At 66.9% G+C, this 21289-nt stretch carries 21 protein-coding genes; 12 read left to right on the top strand and 9 right to left on the bottom strand.

The features are described from left to right. Nucleotides 1-59: 59 nt before the first annotated feature. Nucleotides 60-908 (bottom strand): pyrroline-5-carboxylate reductase, encoded by an 849-nt coding sequence (proC, locus tag ACPPVQ_RS03385; protein WP_426518633.1) that lies wholly within the window; start codon nucleotides 906-908, stop codon nucleotides 60-62. Between the two features lie 23 nt (nucleotides 909-931). Between proC and ACPPVQ_RS03380 the strand changes: the two genes are divergently transcribed. Continuing rightward, complete coding sequence (locus ACPPVQ_RS03380; RefSeq protein WP_426518631.1) at nucleotides 932-1894, top strand: cation diffusion facilitator family transporter; 963 nt, start codon at nucleotides 932-934, stop codon at nucleotides 1892-1894. Nucleotides 1895-1916: 22 nt separating this feature from the next. Here the strand turns inward: ACPPVQ_RS03380 and tadA are convergent, their stop codons facing one another. Continuing rightward, a complete protein-coding gene (tadA, locus tag ACPPVQ_RS03375; RefSeq protein WP_426521385.1) occupies nucleotides 1917-2348 on the bottom strand; it encodes a tRNA adenosine(34) deaminase TadA in 432 nt (143 codons plus the stop codon). A gap of 89 nt (nucleotides 2349-2437) precedes the next feature. Between tadA and upp the strand changes: the two genes are divergently transcribed. Then, the gene (gene upp, locus ACPPVQ_RS03370) at nucleotides 2438-3070 is read left to right on the top strand and encodes a uracil phosphoribosyltransferase (RefSeq protein WP_426518629.1); all 633 of its coding nucleotides are present in this window, start codon (nucleotides 2438-2440) and stop codon (nucleotides 3068-3070) included. Nucleotides 3071-3438: 368 nt separating this feature from the next. Next, nucleotides 3439-4191: a winged helix-turn-helix domain-containing protein gene (locus ACPPVQ_RS03365; protein ID WP_426518627.1), complete on the top strand. Its 753-nt coding sequence runs from the start codon at nucleotides 3439-3441 to the stop codon at nucleotides 4189-4191. Between the two features lie 135 nt (nucleotides 4192-4326). Here ACPPVQ_RS03365 and ACPPVQ_RS03360 read toward each other — a convergent pair whose 3' ends face one another. From ACPPVQ_RS03360 to ACPPVQ_RS03345, 4 genes are all read right to left on the bottom strand, one after another. Then, complete coding sequence (locus tag ACPPVQ_RS03360) at nucleotides 4327-5106, bottom strand: ABC transporter permease (RefSeq protein WP_426518625.1); 780 nt, start codon at nucleotides 5104-5106, stop codon at nucleotides 4327-4329. Continuing rightward, entirely contained in the window at nucleotides 5103-6110 is a 1008-nt protein-coding gene (locus ACPPVQ_RS03355) for an ATP-binding cassette domain-containing protein (protein WP_426518623.1), read from the bottom strand. Before ACPPVQ_RS03355 ends, ACPPVQ_RS03360 begins: the two co-directional genes overlap by 4 nt. A gap of 167 nt (nucleotides 6111-6277) precedes the next feature. Further along, nucleotides 6278-7210, bottom strand: coding sequence for a permease prefix domain 1-containing protein (locus tag ACPPVQ_RS03350; RefSeq protein WP_426518621.1), 933 nt, complete (start codon nucleotides 7208-7210; stop codon nucleotides 6278-6280). Continuing rightward, on the bottom strand, nucleotides 7203-7589 hold the full coding sequence (locus tag ACPPVQ_RS03345) for a PadR family transcriptional regulator (protein ID WP_426521383.1): 387 nt from the start codon (nucleotides 7587-7589) through the stop codon (nucleotides 7203-7205). Before ACPPVQ_RS03345 ends, ACPPVQ_RS03350 begins: the two co-directional genes overlap by 8 nt. A gap of 388 nt (nucleotides 7590-7977) precedes the next feature. Between ACPPVQ_RS03345 and ACPPVQ_RS03340 the strand changes: the two genes are divergently transcribed. The 3 genes from ACPPVQ_RS03340 to ACPPVQ_RS03330 all read left to right on the top strand — a co-directional run bounded on the left by ACPPVQ_RS03340 (nucleotide 7978) and on the right by ACPPVQ_RS03330 (nucleotide 11505). Continuing rightward, nucleotides 7978-8412, top strand: coding sequence for a MarR family winged helix-turn-helix transcriptional regulator (locus ACPPVQ_RS03340; protein ID WP_426518619.1), 435 nt, complete (start codon nucleotides 7978-7980; stop codon nucleotides 8410-8412). Nucleotides 8413-8485: 73 nt separating this feature from the next. Further along, nucleotides 8486-10825 carry a transglycosylase domain-containing protein gene (locus tag ACPPVQ_RS03335; protein ID WP_426518617.1) on the top strand — a complete coding sequence of 780 codons (2340 nt, stop codon included), beginning with the start codon at nucleotides 8486-8488 and terminating at the stop codon, nucleotides 10823-10825. Between the two features lie 170 nt (nucleotides 10826-10995). Next, entirely contained in the window at nucleotides 10996-11505 is a 510-nt protein-coding gene (locus tag ACPPVQ_RS03330) for a TetR/AcrR family transcriptional regulator (RefSeq protein ID WP_426518615.1), read from the top strand. A gap of 3 nt (nucleotides 11506-11508) precedes the next feature. Here the strand turns inward: ACPPVQ_RS03330 and ACPPVQ_RS03325 are convergent, their stop codons facing one another. Beyond that, on the bottom strand, nucleotides 11509-13257 hold the full coding sequence (locus tag ACPPVQ_RS03325) for a glycoside hydrolase family 13 protein (protein WP_426518613.1): 1749 nt from the start codon (nucleotides 13255-13257) through the stop codon (nucleotides 11509-11511). A 24-nt stretch (nucleotides 13258-13281) separates the two neighbouring features. On the opposite strand from ACPPVQ_RS03325, the gene ACPPVQ_RS03320 reads away from it, so the two are divergent. Both ACPPVQ_RS03320 and ACPPVQ_RS03315 read left to right on the top strand, forming a co-directional pair. Beyond that, entirely contained in the window at nucleotides 13282-13926 is a 645-nt protein-coding gene (locus ACPPVQ_RS03320; protein WP_426518611.1) for a DUF2461 domain-containing protein, read from the top strand. Between the two features lie 39 nt (nucleotides 13927-13965). Continuing rightward, nucleotides 13966-16110 (top strand): S9 family peptidase, encoded by a 2145-nt coding sequence (locus ACPPVQ_RS03315; RefSeq protein ID WP_426518610.1) that lies wholly within the window; start codon nucleotides 13966-13968, stop codon nucleotides 16108-16110. Nucleotides 16111-16323: 213 nt separating this feature from the next. On the opposite strand, the gene ACPPVQ_RS03310 is transcribed toward ACPPVQ_RS03315, so the two are convergent. Then, nucleotides 16324-17148 carry an aldo/keto reductase gene (locus tag ACPPVQ_RS03310; RefSeq protein WP_426518608.1) on the bottom strand — a complete coding sequence of 275 codons (825 nt, stop codon included), beginning with the start codon at nucleotides 17146-17148 and terminating at the stop codon, nucleotides 16324-16326. Nucleotides 17149-17229: 81 nt separating this feature from the next. Between ACPPVQ_RS03310 and ACPPVQ_RS03305 the strand changes: the two genes are divergently transcribed. From ACPPVQ_RS03305 to ACPPVQ_RS03290, 4 genes are all read left to right on the top strand, one after another. Then, the gene (locus ACPPVQ_RS03305) at nucleotides 17230-17793 is read left to right on the top strand and encodes a type 1 glutamine amidotransferase domain-containing protein (protein ID WP_426518606.1); all 564 of its coding nucleotides are present in this window, start codon (nucleotides 17230-17232) and stop codon (nucleotides 17791-17793) included. A gap of 105 nt (nucleotides 17794-17898) precedes the next feature. Then, complete coding sequence (locus tag ACPPVQ_RS03300; protein ID WP_426518604.1) at nucleotides 17899-18183, top strand: Fe-S cluster assembly protein HesB; 285 nt, start codon at nucleotides 17899-17901, stop codon at nucleotides 18181-18183. Nucleotides 18184-18298: 115 nt separating this feature from the next. Further along, on the top strand, nucleotides 18299-19753 hold the full coding sequence (locus tag ACPPVQ_RS03295; RefSeq protein WP_426518603.1) for a purine-cytosine permease family protein: 1455 nt from the start codon (nucleotides 18299-18301) through the stop codon (nucleotides 19751-19753). Further along, on the top strand, nucleotides 19750-20238 hold the full coding sequence (locus tag ACPPVQ_RS03290) for a nucleoside deaminase (protein ID WP_426518601.1): 489 nt from the start codon (nucleotides 19750-19752) through the stop codon (nucleotides 20236-20238). The genes ACPPVQ_RS03295 and ACPPVQ_RS03290 overlap by 4 nt, the downstream gene beginning before the upstream one ends. A 15-nt stretch (nucleotides 20239-20253) precedes the next feature. Here ACPPVQ_RS03290 and ACPPVQ_RS03285 read toward each other — a convergent pair whose 3' ends face one another. Beyond that, the gene (locus tag ACPPVQ_RS03285; protein ID WP_426518599.1) at nucleotides 20254-21276 is read right to left on the bottom strand and encodes an adenosine deaminase; all 1023 of its coding nucleotides are present in this window, start codon (nucleotides 21274-21276) and stop codon (nucleotides 20254-20256) included. Nucleotides 21277-21289 lie beyond the last annotated feature (13 nt).

Here is a 21289-nt window from a genome sequence, read left to right as displayed (position 1 = left end):
ACAGGAAGAAGCACCTCAATCCTGAGTCTGAGGGTGCCTTTTCCTGTGCTCGATGAGGTTCAGGACTGGGCGAGCTCGCGCGCCCGCGCGAGGGCGGCGTCGGTGGCGCGATCGAAGAGCGCTTTGAGGTCGGCGGACTCCAGCACGCCGATCGCCCGCTCGGTGGTGCCGTTCGGGCTCGTCACCCGACGGCGCAGCTCGGCAGGGTCCTCACCGGATGCGACGAGCAGCTCGGATGCGCCGAGGAACGTCCCGTGAACGAGCTGTCTCGCCTGCGCCGGGGTGAAGCCCTTGTCCACGGCGGTCGCCGTGAGCTGCTCGATGAGGTAGAAGACGTAGGCCGGACCGGACCCGGAGATCGTGCTCAGGGCATCCAGTTTGCTCTCCGGAACCTCGACCACCTCGCCGACCGTCTCGAAAAGGGTGCGCACGACCGCCAGGTCGTCCGGGGCCGACCGGTGTCCGCCGCTGATGCCGGTGACGGCACGTCCGACGATCGCAGGCGTGTTCGGCATCGATCGCACGACAGAGACCGTCGCGGGAAGGTGCGATTCGAAGGTGGCGGTCGTCACACCCGCCGCAACGCTCACGATCACCGCGCCCGGCGTGACCGAATCGGCGATCTCGCGCAGCAGGTCGGGCACCATGTGCGGCTTGACCGCGACCAGGACGATCTCGGCGCCGTCGACCGCGAGGCGGTTGGCGTCGCCCTCCTCCTCAGTCGCGAACGCCGTGATACCGGGAACGCCTGCGAACTCACGCGCTCTCTCCCTCGTACGGTTCGTCACACGGATGCCGCCTTCGACCGTGACCCGCGGATTCTGGAGCCCGCTGAGGATGGCGCGGCCCATCGACCCGGCCCCCAGGATCGCGATGGTGGGAAGGATGATGCTCTGCGTCTCAGTCACAGGACCATCCTAGGATTGTCAGCATGAGCGCATCCGGTGGAAACAAGGCGATCGTGGCGGCCCTGCTGGCGAACCTCGGGATCGCGCTGACCAAGTTCATCGCATGGTTCGTGTCCGGCTCCTCCTCGATGCTCGCCGAGGGCGTGCACTCGCTGGCGGACTCCGGAAACCAGCTGCTGCTCATGCTCGGCGGCCGCCAGGCGAAGAAGCAAGCCGACAAGGAGCATCCGTTCGGCTACGGGCGCGAACGCTACGTGTACGCCTTCGTCGTGTCGATCATCCTGTTCTCGGTCGGAGGCGTCTTCTCCCTCTACGAAGGCATCGACAAGCTCACCCATCCGCATCCGCTCGAGAACGTCTGGGTGCCGCTCCTCGTGCTGGTCATCGCCATCGGCCTCGAGAGCTTCTCGCTGCGCACTGCGGTGCGCGAGTCCACCCCGCTCAAGGGTGCCCAGTCGTGGGCCCAGTTCATCCGCAGGGCCAAAGCGCCCGAGCTGCCGGTCGTCCTCCTCGAAGACGTCGCAGCCCTCATCGGCCTGGTGTTCGCGCTGCTCGGCGTCGGACTCACCGCGATCACCCACAACAGTGTGTTCGACGCGATCGGCACCCTGCTCATCGGCTCACTGCTCATCGTCGTCGCGGTCGTGCTCGGAATCGAGACGAAGAGCCTGCTCGTCGGCGAGGGAGCGAGCGACGACGACATCGCTGCGATCGAGCGCGCGGTGCTCGACGGCCACGAGGTGGAGCGCATCATCCACATGAAGACGCTGTACCTCGGCCCCGACGAACTCATGGTCGCGACGAAAGTCGCTGTCGCGGGCGACGACCGGCTCGCTGATGTGGCGAACGCGATCGACGTCGTGGAGGCGCGCATCCGCAAAGCTGTGCCCGTCGCACGCGTGATCTACATCGAGCCCGACGTGTGGGTCGACCCGGAAGGCACCCACCCGACCACCGACGCCATCGTCATCAAAGGCCTCGAGTAAGAGGCGCCGTTTCGCTCCAGGTTCAGCGTTTCGCGACGAAGAAGTCGTACAGCAGTTCACCGCAGGCCTCGGCTTCGACACCCGCGAAGACTTCGACCCGATGGTTGAGCCGCCGGTCGCGGAGCACGTCGTACACCGAACCGGCCGCTCCGGCCTTCTCGTCCCAGGCTCCGAACACCACCCGCGGCACCCGCGCCGCAAGGATCGCCCCCGCGCACATCACGCACGGTTCCAGGGTGACAACGAGCGTGCATCCCTCGAGGTGCCAGTCGTCGCGGGCGGTCGCGGCCTCACGCAGAGCCAGCACTTCGGCATGGGCGGTGGGATCGTGGCGCAGCTCGCGCTCGTTGCGTCCGGTGCCGATGACCCGGCCATCCGCATCCACGACAAGGGCTGCGACGGGAACGTCGCCGGTGTCCAGCGCGCGCCTCGCCTCGGCGATCGCGGCGCGCATGAGTGCGTCGAATCCGGCGGGGGCGGCCAGGGCCACGCGTGTCCTCCGTTCGCCGGGCGCTCTTCGCGGCAGTCCGATAGATTGAGCCTATGCGAGTCCACGTTGCAGACCACCCCTTGATCACTCACAAGCTGACGGTGCTCCGCAACAAGAACACCCCGTCGGTGGTCTTCCGGGCACTGACCGAAGAGCTCGTCACGCTTCTCGCATACGAGGCGACGCGGGCGGTGCGGGTCGAGCCGATCGATATCGAGACCCCGGTGACGACGACGACGGGCGTGACGCTCAGCCAGCCGAAACCATTGGTCGTGCCCATCCTGCGGGCCGGTCTCGGGATGCTCGAGGGCATGGTGAAGCTCATGCCGAGCGCAGAGGTCGGCTTTCTCGGAATGGTGCGCAACGAGGAGACGCTCGAGCCGACGACCTATGCAGAGCGCCTGCCCGAAGACCTGTCGGACCGCCAGTGCTTCGTGCTCGATCCGATGCTGGCCACCGGCGGCTCGCTCGGCACCGCGATCGAATTCCTCTTCAAGCGCGGCGCGGTCGATGTGACGGCGATCTGCCTCCTCGCAGCCCCGGAAGGGCTCGCCGCGCTCGAGAAGGCGACCGAGGGCCGCGACGTCACCATCGTGCTCGGTGCCCTCGACGAACGCCTCAATGAGAACGGCTACATCGTGCCGGGTCTCGGCGACGCGGGCGATCGCCTCTACGGAACAGTCTGAAACATTCCGTAATGATTTGACATCGAGAGTCATTCTCCGTTTTACTTGCGAGCATGACTGACAACTCGCGTACCCTGACCTCCTTCGAGGCCCCTGGGGATGCCGGCATGATGATGCCCGGCCGTGACGCTGTCATGTGTTGCCGAATGTGCCGCTAATCTAGCGACCCTTCGCCGAGTCCCGACGCCGCCGACCTACTGAGTCGTAGCGGACGCGGACTCCCCGGATGCCCCACACCCGCATCCGATCACGGCCGATCTGAGGCCCAACACAACACTCGAATCCCTGGCACAGCCGTACCCCTTCTCGGCACTGGACGACCAGATCTGCGACGGATTCACCGCATCATCACTCAAAGGATTCCTCCCATGTCTCTCGCAACCGTCGACACTGCTCCCTCTTACTCCCCCGCCCGCCGTCTCGCCGCCGCACCCGATACGGCCCCGGCAGCTCCAGCCGCCCCGGCAGCCCCGACCGCCCCGACTGCCCCGACCGCGAAGATCCGCGCCGTCCCGAACGGGACCGAAGCCCGCGGATTCGTCCTCTACGTCGGCATCGACGAAGCGAAGGCCGCCGCCGCAGGCACCGACCTGGGCCGCATCGTCGAGGCGCTCAAGCGCCTGACGGCCGAACTCGCCCCCTCGGCCGAGACCTACGCAGCCGTCGCACTCGCCCCGGAAGGCGCGGGCGGCCGCGACGTGGATGTGGTTCGCCTCGCCCTGCAGGACCCTTCCGCCATCGCCAAGCACCGCAATGTCACCGAAGAAGAGGACGAGGATCGCGCCTCCGGCGGCGTCGTCGTCGACATCTCGCGCAAGCGCCTGATCCTCGACAACCAGCCCGCCGCCCTCACCTACAAGGAGTTCGAGCTGCTGCAGTACCTGGTGCTGCGTGAGGGCCGCACCATCGAGCGCGCCGAGCTCATCGCGTCGCTGTGGAGCGCGGCCGACGATGAAGTGCCGAACGAGCGGACCATCGACGTGCACGTGCGCCGCCTGCGGGCCAAGCTCGGCCGTTTCGAAGACATCGTGCGCACCGTTCGCGGCGTCGGCTACCGGTTCGACCGTCACGCCGACGTGTCCATTCGCCACGCGAGCGCCCCGAGCCCCGACCTCTTCTAAGGACGACGCGGGCTGCGCCCGCTCGCCACTCCTCGTATCGCCACGTCCTGCCGGTTCGATTGGTTGCCACAACATCGGTCGCGGGCGACGGGAGCTGCGCAGGCTACGAACAGCGCAGGCTACGACCTGCGCAGGCTACGCCGAGCGCTGGTAGACGCGGAAAGCGCTGGTCGCGAGCGCGGCCATGACGACCGTGAGCGCCGACAGCAGGCCGACGTGCACCCAGATCGACGTCCAGTCCGGTGCCGCGCTCAGCGCCTCGCGCCCGACGATGACCGCCCACTCGAACGGGTTGTATTTCGCCACGGTCTGCACCCATTCGGGTGAGAGTGCGGTGTTCATGATCGCCGAGCTGAGGAACATCAACGGCAGCGTGATCAGCTGCGAGATGCCGATCAGCACCGTCTGCTCCCGCGCAAGCAAGGCCGCCGCGTTCGACAGCGAGCAGAAGATCGCCGTCAGCAGCACGACCGCGAGCAGCAGGATCAGGATGCCGACGGCCCCGCCCGGGAACCGCGCGCCGGCCCAGAACGCGATCCCTACCACGATCAGGCTCTGCACGATCGCCAGGATCGACTGGTAGATGAGCGTCGACACGATCATCGCGGGCCTGCTCGTCGGCGAGGTGAGGAACCGGTCCATCACGCCGCGCTGCATGTCCTGGATGTACACGGTGCCCGACCACGCGCTGCCGAACAGCGCCATCATCATGACGATTCCGGGCGTGAGGAATTCGAGATAGCTCTGCCCTGCCCCGAACCCGGGGATCTCGACGACGGATTTGAAGAGCTGCCCGAACAGCAGCAGCCAGATCACCGGCTGCACGAGGTTCATCACGAGGAAGGCCGGGAACCGGCTCGCCGCCCGAAGCTGGCGCCCGGTGAGGATGAAGGTGTGGGTGAGTGCGATGGTCATGATGCGTTCTCCAGTGCGTAGTTCTCCTGTGCCTTGCTGAGCGTGCGGCCGGTATGCCGCAGGTAGACGTCGTCCAGGCTGGGGCGGGCGACCGTGGCGGATGCGACGACGAGCGACGCCGTCTCGAGCGCGGCGAGCGCCTGTGGGAGCGTCGCGGCACCGAGGTCGGCCCGTGCGCGGATGGTGCGCCCATCCGCCCCGATCTCGCGGAGCGCCTCGACGCCGGCGAGCGCGGCGAGCGCGTGCGAAGGATCACTGTCGGGTGCGAGCTCGATGATGACGGCGTCTCCACGCAGCCCGTTCTTCAGCTCCTCCGGAGTGCCTCCGGCGACGACCGTGCCGTGGTCGACGATCGCGAGCCGGCTGGCGAGCCGGTCTGCCTCTTCGAGGTAGTGGGTCGTGAGCAGGACGGTCATGTTCTCGAGCTTCGTCATGCGCTCGATCTCGGCCCAGAGTTCTGCACGGGCTTCCGGGTCGAGTCCCGTGGTGGGTTCGTCGAGGAAGAGCACCTGCGGCCGGTTCATCAGGCCGATCGCGACGTCGAGCTTGCGTGCCATGCCGCCCGAGTAGGTCTTGACCTGGCGGTCGGCGGCGTCGTCGAGCCCGAAGCGGTCGAGCAGCTCCGCAGCGCGTGCGCGCGCATCCCTGGCGCTCAGGCCCTGGATGCGGCCCGCGAGAACGAGGTTCTCCCGGCCCGTGTCCACCGGATCGGACACGGGCTTCTGTGCGACGAAGCCGATCGCTCGCCTGACGTCGGCCGGATGACGCGCCACGTCGATCCCGGCCACCGTCGCCCTGCCTGCGTCGGCTTTCGCCAAGGTCGAGAGGATCTTGATGGTCGTCGACTTGCCCGCACCGTTGGGGCCGAGCAGTCCGAAGACCGTGCCGGTGTCAGCCGCGAAGCTGAGGCCGTCGAGGGCGCGGACCGGCGGCTTGCCGCGACCTGTCGAGTATGACTTGATGAGACCGTCGGCTTCGAGTGCCGCGGTGGTGTTGTTCGCCATGGTGGCGTCCTTCCTGTTGTGGAAGTCGTGCCGCCCGGACTGCGCAGTACCATTGATTGGACCCTCGGTGACTGTTGACGCAGGTTCCGTTCGCGGAACGACTGGGGTGTGGGCGGCTCGGATGTTGGCGCATCCGAGCCGCCATTTCTGTCTCGGTCAGTGCATGATCAGCTCCGTCGCGATCCGAAGAGCATCTGGGCGAGCACGAGCATCATGACCACGAACCCGCCGAGAAGCGCGAGCCACGACCAGACCCAGCCGATCGTGAAGCTCAGCACGATGAAGACGGCGAAGGCGACCAGCCAGATGACGGCCGTATAGATGCCGAAGCGGGCGGCGGACTCGGGCTCCTCTTCGAAGCGGCTCTGCGGCCACTCCCGTTGCGCCTGACGCACCCAGGCCTTGTGACGGTTCGTCTGGGTCGCACCGAGGAACGCGAAGAGCACGATGCCCCCGACCAGGCCGACAGCGGCGAATGCGATCCCCCACAGTGGAAGGACCTGCAGGGCGACGAGGCCACCGAAGCCGAGGCCGTACACCGTCAGGAACGAGGCAAGGGCGTAGCCGCTTGCGCGGCCGGACGGCATCGGATGGTTCGACGTTGTCTCCTGCACCAGCGAGTCACCGACGATCCAGGCCACCGCTGTCGCACCGATGCCGAGCAGCAGGATCGTCACTCCCGCCGGCAGGGCGAGGACGCCGGCAGCACCGAGCCCGGCGAGCAGCAGTGCGGCCGTCGCGACGATGGATGCGACGACCACACGCACGACGAAGGCCGGCTTCGGGCGTACCCTGGCCATGCGGAACGCGGCGCTCTGGGTGCTCCAGCCCGAGGCCGGTCGTGCGCCGGCAGCAGGTTCGGCGTCGCCGATCGACTCGCCGACGAGTTCGTGCACATCGCCGAGCTCATCGATCGCCTGGTGCGCGGCATCCGCAGAGCTCGTGCCGGTGGCTTCGAGGTCGGCGACCCGCGCCATGAGGTTCGCTCGCACCTCCTCTTTGAGGTCCTGCGCTTCCGGCGTCATCTCGATGCCGGAGAAGGCCTCGTCGAGGAGCCGGTGAATGTCGCCGCCGCGTGGGCGGGAAGTGTTGTCAGCCATTCTTCGTGTCCTTCACGTCGAGGAGAGAGTCGATGATGCGCCGGGTTGCAACCCACGCCGCAACGTTGCCGTGGAAGACCGCACGGCCTGCGTCGGTGATGCGGTAGTACTTGCGACGGCCGCCCTGCGTCTCGTCGCCCCAGTAGGACTCGACGAGCCCGTCTTTCTCGAGCCGACGGTAGGTGGCGTACAGTGTCGCTTCTTTGATCTCGTGGCGGCCGCCGGTCGCGTCGCGGATGGCCTTGTAGATCTCGAACCCGTAGGAGTCGCCGCGCCGCAGGATTCCGAGCACGATCGTGTCGGTGTGGCCGCGCAGCAGATCGGCGGCGAACGCATTGTTCTCGCCCGCCGATCCCGTCGACGCCTCCGGTATGTTCATCACGACGAGTACTGTATCACACATAGTACTTGACGACGACAATCGATCGCCTCCGCGGCGGTCATTGCCGTTCGATAATCGCCCCAAAGGAAACTCGCAGAAAAATAACGAACTGGTAACTAGCGGTCGTTACCTCTTCGTTATATAGTCGAAGAGCGTTAGTTGTTTGCTGTGGCAGCGAACGCGGAATGTGATTGCAGGACACTCTTGGTGCAAGGGAGAGGGCCGGCCGCTAGCCTCTGCGGCCGGCCCTCAATCTGTCCCGGCCCGACCGTCCACTCGCCGAAGTACTGAACTCTCGCCGAAGTACTCGCCTCTCGCCGAAGTACTGGCACAATCGATGCATCTGCATCGAGAATGGTGCCGGGGGCGACAAGGGGAGGCGGCCATGAGCCGACGTGCCAACGCGGTGACCGCGTGGGAATCACTGTTTCGGGCGCAGGTCGCCGTCATGCGCACCCTGGCCGCAGAGTTTCCCACCCGCGACATCTCGTTCAACGAATACGACGTCATGTTCAACCTGACGCGCCAGCCCAACCGCGAGCTGCGTCTCCGCGACCTGAACAAGCACGTGCTGCTGACCCAGCCGAGCGTCAGCAGGCTGGTGGACCGCCTCGTCGCGCGTGGACTCGTCGCGAAATGCCCTGAGCCGAACGATGCCCGAGGAACGATCATCCGCCTCACCGACGAGGGGTACGCGATGTTCCGGCGGGTCGCCGTCGAACACATGAAGACCATCGACAAGCGGGTCGGCGGCCGGCTCGACCAGGCCGAACTCGACCGGCTCACCGAACTCTGCGACAAGCTGCGCGCATCCGACTGAGTATTGGCGCGGGGTTCGCGCCGACCGGCGATCTCAGGGTTTCGCCCAGAGGTTCGACGCGTATCATGACGCCATGAACTCTCCGGAACGTACACGTTGGGGCGTGGCCGGAGCAGCGATGGGGTTCCTTGCACTGAGTATTGTCGCCGGGATCCTCGCAGCAGCTGCCGTCACGCCCGCCGTCGCACTCACCGGCACTGCGGCCGACGACACCATCGGGGTGTTCGACGGTCTGCCCGAGTACATCAAGGTCGAGCCGCTCGCGCAGGCGTCGACGATGTACGCGACGAAAGCAGGCAAAGAGGTACCGATCGCCACGTTCTATTCGCAGAACCGTGTCGAGGTCGGATGGGATGACATCGCCCAGACCATCAAGGATGCCGCGATCGCAACCGAGGACCCGCGGTTCTACGACCACGGCGGCATCGATGTCACCGGAACGATCCGTGGGGCGCTGCTCACCGCACTCCACAAGGATGTGCAGGGCGGTTCGTCGATCACGCAGCAGTACGTGAAGAACATCCTCGTGCAGCGCTGTGAGAACAAGCAGGTCGACGTGACGGCGACGGCTGCCGTGCAGAAGAAGCAGCTGGCCCTGTACCAGGCGTGCTACTACGACGCCACCCAGGTCGACCCGGTGCGCAAGCTGAAGGAGATGCGCTACGCGATCGGGCTGGAGAAGGAATACAGCAAGAACCAGATCCTGCAGAGCTACCTGAACATCGCATTGTTCGGCGGCCGGGTCTACGGAGTGCAGTCGGCGGCCGCTTATTACTTCGGTGTGTCTGCGAAAGCTCTCAACCTCCAGCAGGCCGCGACGCTGGTCGCAATCCTCAACAATCCGGACAACCTGCGCATCGACCAGCCCCTGAGCAAGGACAACGGAGCAAAGAACGGCTACGCGCTCACGCTCGAACGACGCAACTACGTGCTCAACCGCATGCTCGCGAACGGCAAGATCACCAAAGAGCAGCATGACGCCGCGGTCGCGACCAAGATCCAGCCGAAGATCACCCCGGTGCAGAACGGCTGCATGACGGCGCAGGCGTACAGCGCGGCGTTCTTCTGCGACTACGTGCAGCACATCATCCAGCAGGACCCGATCTTCGGCGCGAACCCCGACGCACGCACGCTCTTTCTGAACCGGGGCGGTCTCAAGATCTACACCAGCCTCAACCTCGACCTGCAGGCGGTGTCGCAGCACGCCATCAGCAGCTACATCCCCCCGACGAGCCCGAACCTCGACCTGGGCGCGTCGAACGTGTCCACCGAGGTCGGCACGGGACGTGTCATCACCATGACCGAGAACAGGTCGTACGACAATACGGCCACACCCGGGCCGGGAAGCACGGCCGTCAACTACAACACCGACTACGCGTACGGCGGGTCCGAGGGATTCCAGACGGGGTCGTCGTTCAAGGCGTACGACCTGCTCGAATGGCTGAAGGAAGGGCACTCGCTCTATGAAGTGATCGACGCGACGCACCACACCTTCCCGCAGACGGAATTTCATGAAAGCGACCCGTGCAACGACATCGGCGGCTCACCGTGGAACGTCGCCAACGACGAAGGCGAGTCGGTGTCGCGGATCAACGTGATGAACGCGACGGCAGCGTCAGTGAACTCGGCGTTCGCCATGATGGCCACGAAACTCGACCTCTGCGGCATCAAGGAAGGCGCGCAGGCGCTGGGCGTGCACGGCGCCGACGAGCAGGCGAACCCGTTCATGGCCAACCCGTCGTCCGTGCTCGGTACGAACTACATCGCCCCGCTGACGATGGCCACGGCATATGCAGGGATCGCGAACCACGGCGTTGCCTGCTCGCCCGTCGCGATCGACAAGATCGTCGCCGCAGACGGCACCCTCCACGCCGTTCCGAAGACCAGGTGCAACACGACCAACCCGATCGACCCCGGAGTCGCCGCAGCGGCGATCTACGCACTGCAGGGCGTGCTGCGCGGCGGCGGCACGGCCGCGTCGGCGAACCCCGGCGACGGCATCCCGATCTTCGGCAAGACGGGCACCACCGACAATTCCCTCGAGAACTGGCTGGTGACCTCGACCACGAAGATCGCGCAGGCCACCTGGGTGGGCAACGTCGAGGGAGCCGTTCCCCTGCGCAGCCAGACATTCCAGGGCGTGGGCAATGGTCCCTTCGTGGGCGGCGGTGACGTGAAGTTCGCGATCGTCAAGCCGATCGATCAGGCGCTCAATGCCGTCTATGGCGGAGGCGCCTTCCCGGCGGTCGACGGCAAGTACCTGAGGACTCCGTTCGTACCGAGGGCGCCCACCCCCGTGGCGCCGGTGGGCCCGGGCGCGGGAGCCGGTGGCGGCGCTGGTGGCCCCGGAGGCGGCACTGGCGGCACCGGAGGCGGCGGCAAAGGCGGCGCGCCCAAGCCTCCCGGCCACTGAGCTGACGCGGGAGCTCACGACGGAGCCGACCGGACGCCCCGGGCGGCCGTCCGCGGTCGGGCCGACGCCTCGCCTATTGTTGTCCTGTGGGCCGAACACCTGATCCGAATAGAAAACCCGAGCTTCTCGCGCAGATCCTCGATCACGTTGCGACAGAACCGCTGTCGAGGATGACCTTCCGGTCACTGGCGAGCGCGCTCGGGGTCAGCACCTACTCTTTCGTGTACCACTTCGGGTCCCGCCGGGAGATGATCGACGCCATCCTTGCGGAGAGCGTGCGGCTCCAGCAGGAAGTGCTCCAGGGCGTGGATGTGCTGGCCTTCGACCGTGAGCAGCTGACCGCCTGGTACAAAGAGGCCTTCCGCTACTCGCTCCGCGACGCCAACCGCACGGGCCTGCGCCTGCAGTTCGAGGCCGGGGCCCTCGAAGCGGTCGACCCCGATATCGGCAAGCGCATCACCGACTCTTTCGCGAACTGGCTCGCCCTCCTCGACAACTGGCTCATCGACCACGGCGTCGAGTCGGATCGCGCCAGCACCCTCGCGAACTGGATCTCGGACACGACGCTGGGCCTCCACTTCGGCTACCTGATGACGGGTGACCGCGAGCGGACGATCGCGGCATTCGACGTGTTCATCGAGGCGCTCATGCACGAGGCACTCGACACCCGACCCGCCTGAGGGCTAGAGGGCGCGGGCGAAGACCTGCGCCTGCCACGGGGCGAGGCGGCCGTCGGCGGCGGGCACCGCATCCGGGATGTTGCCGAGCACCAGCTCTGCGTCCTCCCACCCGGTGATCTCGTCCACGTCGTATTCGGCGGCTTCGCCGCTCAGGTTCACCAGCACGAGCAGCTGGCGCTCGTCCAGCGTTCGCGTGTAGGCGAAGACGACCGGATGCTCGAACAGCACCATTTCGAGCGTCCCGTGCGAGACCACCCGATCCTGGTGCCGCAGAGCGATGAGAGCGCGGTAGTACGCGAACACGGAGTTCTCGTCTTCGTGTTCTGCTGCTGCGTTGATCTCGGTGTAGTTCGGGTTGGCGGCGATCCACGGTGACCCGCTGGTGAACCCGGCGTGGCGGGCATCCGACCACTGCACGGGAGTGCGTGCGTTGTCGCGGCCGGTGGTGCGCAGGGCGGCGAGCACGTCGTCCGCCCGTGCGCCCAGCACGCCGACCGCCTCCGCGTAGTGGTTCAGCGATTCGATGTCGCGAAAGTCGTGGATGCCCTCGAACGGCACGTTGGTCATCCCGAGCTCTTCGCCCTGGTAGACGTACGGCGTTCCGCGCTGGAGGTGAAGCACGGTGGCGAGCGCCGTCGCCGACTCCCGGCGCAGGAGGCGGTCGTCGCCGAACCGGCTGACGACGCGCGGCTGGTCGTGATTGTTCCAGTAGAGACTGTTCCAGCCCGAGTCGGCGAGACCGGCCTGCCAGCGCGCGAACGACTGCTTGAGCTCGAGCACGGTCGCCTCGCGCACATCCCATTTGCCTCCGGGGCCGTGGTCGAGGCTGACATGCTCGAACTGGAACACCATGTCGACCTCGCCCCGGGCGGGATCTGTGAAGAGTTGCGCATCCGCGACGGTGACGCCGGGCATCTCACCGACGGTCAGGTACTGCCCCGGCCGGCCGGCGAAGACGCGCTCGTGCATCTCGTGGAGGAACTCGTGGATGCGCGGCCCCTGCCCGTAGAACGGGTAGCCGTCGCCGTACAACGCGCCGGGCGGAACGACCCCGTCAGGAAGCGCGGGGTCCTTCGAGATGAGGTTGATGACGTCCATGCGGAACCCGTCGACGCCGCGATCGAGCCACCACGTCATCATGTCGTACACCGCGTCGCGTACAGCGGGGTTCTCCCAGTTGAGGTCGGGCTGCTTGCGTGAGAAGAGGTGCAGGTAGTACTCGCCCGAGTCCGCGTCGAACTGCCAGGCCGGGCCGGAGAAGAACGAGCCCCAGTTGTTCGGCTCCTCCCCCGGGTGCCCGCCCGCCATCCCGTTGCGAGGCGGCCGCCACCAGTACCAGTCGCGCTTCGGGCTGTCAGGCCCTGACGCCGACTCGACGAACCACGGATGCTCGTCGGAGGTGTGATTGACCACGAGGTCCATCACGAGTTTCATGCCACGGCCATGGACAGCGTCGAGAAGGGCGTCGAAGTCGTCGAACGTACCGAAGAGCGGATCGATCGCCCGGTAGTCGCTGATGTCGTAGCCGTTGTCGTCGTGGGGTGACGCGTAGATCGGCGACAGCCAGATCACGTCGACCCCGAGGGCCTCGAGGTGATCGAGGTGATCGATGATGCCCCGCAGGTCGCCGATGCCGTCGCCGTCCGCATCCGCGAAACTGCGGGGATAGATCTGGTATACGACGGCGGAACGCCACCACTGGTCGCCGGTCGCGGTCGGATGCTGCTCGGATTCCGTCATCGTCTCCGTCATGGGTCCCAGAGTAGTGTCACAGTCATGGGATTCGAAGGCTGGCCCGACGCCGCGCTCGACTTCTTCCGAGGGCTCGAGGCAGACAACTCCAAGACGTACTGGACCGCTCACAGAGAGGTCTACGACCGCGACGTGCTCGCCCCGATGCAGGCTCTGATCGAGGAGCTGGCGCCCGAGTTCGGCGAGGGCAGGATCTTCCGGCCCTATCGTGACATCCGGTTCAGTGCGGACAAGTCGCCGTACAAGACGGCCATCGGGGCACTCCTCGCCCGCAGGGGCTACGTGCAGCTCTCCGCATCCGGGCTCGGTGTTGGCGCCGGTTCGCACACGATGGCACCAGACCAGCTCGCGCGATTCCGTTCGGCGATCGACGACGACGAACACGGCGAAGAGCTCGAGAGAGCCATCGCTGCGGTCGAATCGTTGGGAATCGAGGTCACCGTGCACGACAGCCTCGCGTCGGCGCCGCGCGGTTTCGCGAAAGACCACCCGCGTGCAGAACTGCTGCGCAACAAAGATCTCTCCGCCTGGCGCCACTGGGACCCCGAGCCCTGGCTGAACACGCCGGAGGCTGCCGACCGCGTCGTGGGGTTCCTGCACGACAGCAGCCCGCTCACCGACTGGCTCGACGACAATGTCGGACCGACGACACTGCAGCGGAGCCGCTGAGCCGCGACGGCCGGGAGAGCCCGCAGTACCCTGAGAGTCATGCACACCCCTCCCGTCGCCGCGAAGAAACCGACCGAGCGCATCCACCACGGTGATGTGTACATCGACGACTACGAGTGGTTGCGCGACAAGGACGACCCGGAGGTGCTCGCCCACCTCCACGAGGAGAACGCCTACACCAACGCCCGCACCGAGCACCTCTCGTCGCTGCGGGAGCAGATCTTTGACGAGATCAAAGGCCGGACGCTCGAAACCGACCTGAGCGTGCCGACGCGCGAAGGCGGCTGGTGGTACTACACGCGCACGGTCGAAGGCAGCCAGTACGGCATCCACTGCCGTGTTCCCGTAGCCGACGCCGATGACTGGGAACCGCCGGTGATCGACGATGCCGCCAAGGCGTCGGGTCTCCCGGGCGAGCAGATCCTGCTCGACGACAATGTCGAATCCGAAGGGCACGATTTCTATTCGCTCGGGAGCTTCGACGTCAGCGCCGACGGCACCCGGCTGCTCTTCGGGGTCGACACCGAAGGCGACGAACGGTACACGGTGCGCATCCGTTCGCTGAGCGACGACGGCGTCGAGTTTCCCGACCGCATCGACGGGACCGCCGGTGGCGCACTGTTCGATCCGAGCGGACGTTACGTCTTCTACACGACCGTCGACGACGCGTGGCGCTCGGACACGGTCTGGCGGCACGCTGTCGGGGCCGGACCGGCGCCCGACGGGTCGGCGGATGACGACCGGGTGTTCTACGAACCCGACGAGAAGTACTCGGTCGGCGTCGGTCTCACGCGCAGCCGCGCCTTCCTCGTCATCGAAGCCGGGTCGAACATCACGAGCGAGACGTGGCTGCTCCGTTCGGACGACCCGACAGGCGAATTCCGCGTCGTCTGGCCCCGACGCGAGGGCATCGAATACGACGTCGAGCATGCTGTGGTCGCCGGAGTCGACCGCCTGCTCATCGTGCACAACGAGAACGCCGTCAATTTCGAACTGGTGAGCGTTCCCGCCGGCGACCCGCAAGGGCATCGCCGGGTGCTCATCCCCCACAACCCGCAGGTGCGCATCGAATCCGTCGACGCGTTCCGCGACTTCATCGCCGTCGAATACCGGCGCGACGGGCTGACACGTGTCGCCGTCGCGGCGGTGCCCGCAGAGAACGGCGCGGGCGACGACCGGCTGCACGAGCTGGCCTTCGACGAGGAGCTTTTCACCGTCGGCACCGGCGGCAACCCGGAATGGACACAGCCGACCCTGCGCCTCGGGTACGGCAGCTTCGTGACGCCCTGGACCGTCTACGACTACGTCGTCTCCACCAGGGAACTGCGGATGCGCAGACGACAACCCGTGCTCGGCGAGTTCGATCCTGCGCTGTTCGTGCAGCGCCGCGAATGGGCCACGACTGCCGACGGAACGCGCATCCCGATCTCGCTCGTATACCGGAGCGACCTCGTCTCCCCCGACGAGCCGGCGCCGCTGCTGCTCTACGGCTATGGCTCGTACGAAGCCAGCATGGACCCGACCTTCGGCATCGCGCGGCTGAGCCTGCTCGACCGCGGCATCATCTTCGCGATCGCCCATGTGCGCGGCGGCGGCGAGCTGGGCCGCACGTGGTACGAGCACGGCAAGCTCATGCACAAGCGCAACACGTTCACCGACTTCGTGGAGTCGGCGCGGCACCTCATCGACACCGGGGTCACCAGCCCCGACCGGCTGGTCGCCCAGGGCGGCAGCGCGGGAGGCCTGCTCATGGGCGCAGTGGCGAACCTGGCGCCGAAGTATTTCGCGGGCATCCTTGCAGAGGTTCCGTTCGTCGACCCGCTGACGACGATCCTCGACCCGTCACTGCCGCTGACCGTGACGGAATGGGACGAGTGGGGCGACCCGCTGCACGACCCGGAGGTGTACGCGTACATGAGGTCGTATTCGCCGCTCGAGAACGTGCACGCGACGCACTATCCGCGCATCCTCGCCGTGACCAGCCTCAACGACACCCGTGTGTACTTCGTCGAACCGGCGAAATGGGTCGCGAAGCTGCGCGAGGTGGGGGCGGATGCGCTGCTCAAGACCGAGATGGCTGCAGGCCACGGCGGGGTGTCAGGCCGCTACAACGCCTGGCGCGAGCGTGCCTTCGCCTACGCCTGGGTCGTGGATGCCCTGGGCGCGCATCCGACCGGCGAATAGCCGCGCCTGCGTCGTGCCCTACGAGAGTCGCCGGAAGTGGGTTTCTGCTGGGGGTGGAGCCCACTTTTCGCGACTCTCGCAGGGCCTCGAGGCCGCTCGCGGCGGCTCGGAGCGGCTCGCGGCGACGAAAGGTGCCGGAAGTGGGTTTCGGATGCAGTTCAGGCCACTTCTTGCACCTCTCGCTGCAGGGCACGCGCACGCGCACGCCCACGGTCAGCCGAGGTCGTCGGGGTCTTTGCCCGTGCGATAGCCGGAGTCGAGGGTCGCGATCACGGCGAGGTCGTCGTCGTCGAGCGTGAACCCGAACACCTCGAAGTTCTCGCGGATGCGCGTGGGCGTCTGCGACTTCGGGATGACGACGTTGCCGATCTGCAGGTGCCAGCGGATCACGACCTGCGCCGGCGAGACCCCATGTCGGGCTGCGATGCGCGCGAGCGGCTCGTTGTCGAGGATGCGGCCGCGGGCGAGAGGGGACCACGCCTCGGTCACGATGCCGTGTTCTGCGTCGTAGGCGCGCACATCCCTCTGCTGCAGCCACGGGTGAAGCTCCACCTGGTTGAGCGCAGGCACGGTGGAGGTCTCGCGGGCGAGCCGTTCCAGGTGGTGGATGTGGAAGTTCGCGACCCCGATGGATCGCATGCGACCCTCGGCGGCCAGTTTCTCGAGCGCACGCCAGGTCTCGACGTAGCGGTCGTGTGCCGGCGCCGGCCAGTGGATCAGATAGAGGTCGACATAGTCGAAGCCGAGCCGTTCGAGGCTGGCGTCGAACGACCGCAGAGTGCTGTCGTACCCGTTATCGGTCCACCACACCTTCGTCGTGACATACACGTCTTCCCGGGCGAGGCCGCTGCGCCTGACGCCGTCGCCGACGCCGCGTTCGTTCTCGTAGAAGGCGGCCGTGTCGATGTGGCGGTAGCCGGTCTCGAGCGCGAACTCGACCGCATCCGCTGCGCCGGCATCCGCGATCTTGTACACACCGAACCCCAGCTGCGGGATGGTGTTTCCGTCGTTGAGTTGGATCGAGGGAACGCCGGCCATTCGTCCATTCTGCCCCTTGCGCCAGGCGCAGCGGGGCGTACTGATTGACGCGACAACAGGAACGAAGGGAAAGGGCTCGACATGTCACTCGAAGGCAGGACGGTGGCGTTCCTCGTCGCCGGCGAAGGAATCGAACAAGCAGAACTCGTGGAGCCGTGGAAGGCGGTGCTGGACGCCGGTGGCACCCCCGTGCTCGTGTCGAAGGACACGGGCACCGTGCAGGCGTTCAACCACCTCGACCGCGCTGACACCTTCGACGTCGACGTGACCCTGGCCGACGCGTCGCCGGGCGACTTCGACGCGCTCATGCTGCCCGGCGGGGTCGCCAACGGGGACGCACTGCGAACGCAGGAGGACGCCGTCGAGTTCGTCACAGGGATCGCCGAGGCGGGAAAGCCCATCGGGGTCATCTGCCACGGCGGCTGGGTGCTGATCGAGGCGGCCCTGGTCGGCAATCGCACCCTCACCAGCTGGCCCAGCCTGCAGACCGACTACCGAAACGCCGGAGCTCACTGGATCGACCGGGAGGTCGTTCTCGACGAGGGCCCGTTCGTGCTGGTCTCCAGCCGCAAGCCCGACGACCTGCCCGAATTCGACAAGCAGTTCGTCTCTGTACTCGAGGCGACAGAGACCGCGGACGTATGAGCGCAGGTTCGTGTGAACTCGCTGGCAATCGGGCGTTCGGGGTTGAGACGCAGCACGAGGTGGGGAAACGTAGCTGACTTCTGAACGCCAACCGGAAGGAAGAGCATGCTCACCCTGACTGAGAACGCGAACGAGATCGTCAAGACCCTGGCTGCACAGGTACCCGGCAGCGAAGACACCGGGCTGCGCATCAGCAGCACCAACGCCGAGAACACAGCGTTCTCGGTGGGCGTGGCCGAAGCCCCCGAACCGCTGGACCTCGTCGTCGAAAGTGAGGGCGCGCGGGTGTTCCTCGAGCCGGCCGCGGCCGTCGCCCTCGACGACAAGGTGCTGGATGCGACGCTCGACGAACGCGGTTCGGTCAGCTTCGCGATCGGGCTGGCCGACTGACGGACGGCGGGGTGCGCAGAGCGTGCGCACCCCGCGCCCGTCCCCCTTTGTAAACGTCTTGTGAAATCGGCCGCGCGTGTTCCCCTGAAGGCCCGGTCGAACCTATAGTTCCGACATGACCAACGCCTCGGCGACAGACGCCGCAACCGCCACCGCTCCCCGCTCCAGCGCCGCAACCATCGAGTCCGGTGGCATCGAGGCGATCCCCTCCGAGAGGCGTCACGGGTCGCCCTGGCAGCTGCTGGCGACCTGGTCGGCCCCGAACCTCGAGTTCGCGACCATCTTCGTCGGAGTCCTCGCGATCGCCATCTTCGGCCTCGGGTTCTGGCAGGCGATGCTCGCCCTCGCCTTCGGCACAGCGCTCGGCGCTCTCACCCAGGGCATCCTCTCCACCTGGGGCCCTCGCGAGGGGCTCGCCCAGATGGTCATCGGGCGCACGGCCTTCGGCAGCCGCGGAAACATCCTGCCCAGCGCTCTCAACACCGTGATGGCCGGCCTCGGCTGGTTCGCCGTCAACTCGGTCAGCGGAGCTTTCGCCCTCGCCACCCTCACCGGCATGTCGACAGTGCTGGCCCTTCTCATCGTGGTCGTCGTGGAAGTGCTCGTCGCGTTCATCGGCCACGACCTCGTGCAGGTGTTCGAGCGTTACGCGAGCTACGTGCTCGGCGCGATCTTCCTCGTTGCGACCATCACGATCTTCATGCACGCCAACATCGCCGGCCCGGTCAAGGGCGGCGGGTTCAGCTTCGCCGGGTTCACCCTCACCGCGGCTGCCGCGTTCGGCTACGCCGCCGGCTGGAACCCCTACGCGTCGGACTACAGCCGCTACCTCCCGGCGAACGCCAGCGCGAAGGCGATCGGCTGGGCCGCCGGCCTCGGCAACTTCATCAGCTGCATCGTCCTGATGGCCGCTGGGGCCGCGGCAGCCACGATCGCCGGATTCAACATGTCGGACCCGACGGGCTCGTTCACCGCGAGCATGCCGGTCGTCGTGCGCGACCTGACCCTCCTGGCGATCGCCATCGGCGCCATCGCCGCCAACGCCCTCAACATCTACTCCGGCGCGATGTCGTTCCTCGCTGCCGGCATCAAGATCCCGTTCCGGCTGCGCCGGGCGATCGTCGCACTCGGCTTCGGCGTGCTGGGCTTCTTCATCGCCTGGAGCGCCCTGGCCGACGCCGGCACCAACTACGAGAACTTCCTGCTGGTGATCGCCTACTGGATCGCCCCGTGGCTCGGCATCGTGCTCACCGACCGCCTGCTGCGCCGCGGCACGGAGATCGCCAGCATCGTGCCCGACCACGCGAAGTACCGTAACCCGGCCGGCGCGATCTCGCTCGTCGTCGCCGGTGTCATCTCGATCTGGCTGTTCTCCAACCAGGTGCTGTACATCGGGCTCATCGCGAAGGCGGCGCCGCAGATCGGCGACCTCACGCCGCTGGTCGGTTTCCTGCTCGCCGGCGTTCTGTACTGGGTGCTCTTCCGGGCGTTCAAGGTGAAACTCGGCGCTCCGTTCGCCGGGGCCCCGACCGTCGTGGTGGGTGTCGACGCGGCGGACGACGTAGCGTGAGCGACGCGGGCGGGCGGTTCACGCCATCCGAGATGCTGTATCCGACGGATGCGGAGAAACTGTCGATCGCAGCAGAGGAGGCCCGGCTCGGCGCCGACGAGGGCGGCATCCCGATCGGCGCTGCGCTGTTCACAGCAGACGGCCGCCTGCTGGGCCGCGGGCACAACCGCAGGGTGCAGGACGGCGACGCGTCCATGCACGCCGAGACGAACGCCTTTCGCAACGCCGGCCGCCAGCGCAGCTACCGCGACACCGTCATGGTGACCACCCTGTCGCCGTGCTGGTACTGCTCCGGCCTCGTGCGCCAGTTCGGTATCGGACGGATCATCGTCGGCGACGACCGCAGCTTTCTCGGCGGCCAGGACTGGCTGGCCGAGAACGGCGTGGACCTGACCATCGTCAACGACCCGGCACTGATCGCGATGATGGGCGCGTTCATCGAGGCGAACCCGACGCTCTGGAATGAGGACATCGGCGAGGAGTGACGGCCGCGCCGCCGGTCAGGTGAGCGGAACGCCCGCCTGCTTCGCCCATCCATCGATCTCGTGCAACAGCGCGACCTTGCGGTCGAGCGGAGCGAAAGCCGCTTCGACCGAGTTCTGCGCGAGCCGCATCGCTTCGAGGGCGGTGAGCCCGAGCGCATCGCTGACCGCCACGAAGTTGTCGCCGATGTAGCCGCCGAAATACGCCGGGTCGTCTGAGTTGATCGTGACGCGCACGCCCGCATCCATCAGGGCGCGAAGCGGATGCGCGGCCAGGTCGGGCACGGCACGGAGCCGCACATTCGACAGGGGGCAGACGGTGAGCGCGATCTCTTCCTCGGCCAGGAACTCGACCAGCCTGGGGTCGTCGACGGCACGGATGCCGTGGTCGATGCGCTCGGCCTGCAGCACGTCGAGGGCCTGGCTGATGTATGAGGCAGGGCCCTCCTCGCCGGCGTGGGCGACGGCGTGCAGGCCGGCGGCGCGGGCCCGGTCGAAAACCGCCGCGAAAAGGGATGGCGGGTAGCCGACCTCCGCCGAGTCGAGTCCGACGCCGATCAGGCTGTCGACGCGGTCGAGTGCGGCGGTGAGGATGTTCTGCGCACTGTCGACCGAGTGGTCGCGGAGGAAACACAGGATGAGGCCGCCCGACACGTCCTGGTCGCGGGCCGCTTCGGCGAGCGCCGCACCGATCCCGTCGACGATCGCTTCGAACGGCACCCCGCGCGCGACGTGCGCCTGGGGGTCGAAGAAGATCTCGGCGTGGCGCACACCCTGCTCGGTCGCGCGCTTCAGGTAGCGGCGGGTCAGCTCGGCGAAGTCGTCTTCGGTCCGCAGAACGTTCATCGTGGCGTAATACAGGTCGAGGAACGACTGCAGGTTCGTGAAGTCATACTGGGACGCGAGGTGGTCGACCGATTCGAATGGCAGAGGGATGCGGTTGCGGTCGGCGAGTTCGAACGCGAGGCCGGGCTCCAGCGTGCCCTCGATGTGCAGGTGCAGTTCGGCCTTCGGCAGGGAGAAGAGGTCGGGCTCGGTCATGGCACGATCCTCC

It is taken from the genome of Leifsonia sp. McL0618 (genome assembly GCF_049994905.1).
Taxonomy (GTDB): domain Bacteria; phylum Actinomycetota; class Actinomycetes; order Actinomycetales; family Microbacteriaceae; genus Diaminobutyricibacter.
This window is presented reverse-complemented; position numbering and strand designations above follow the sequence as displayed.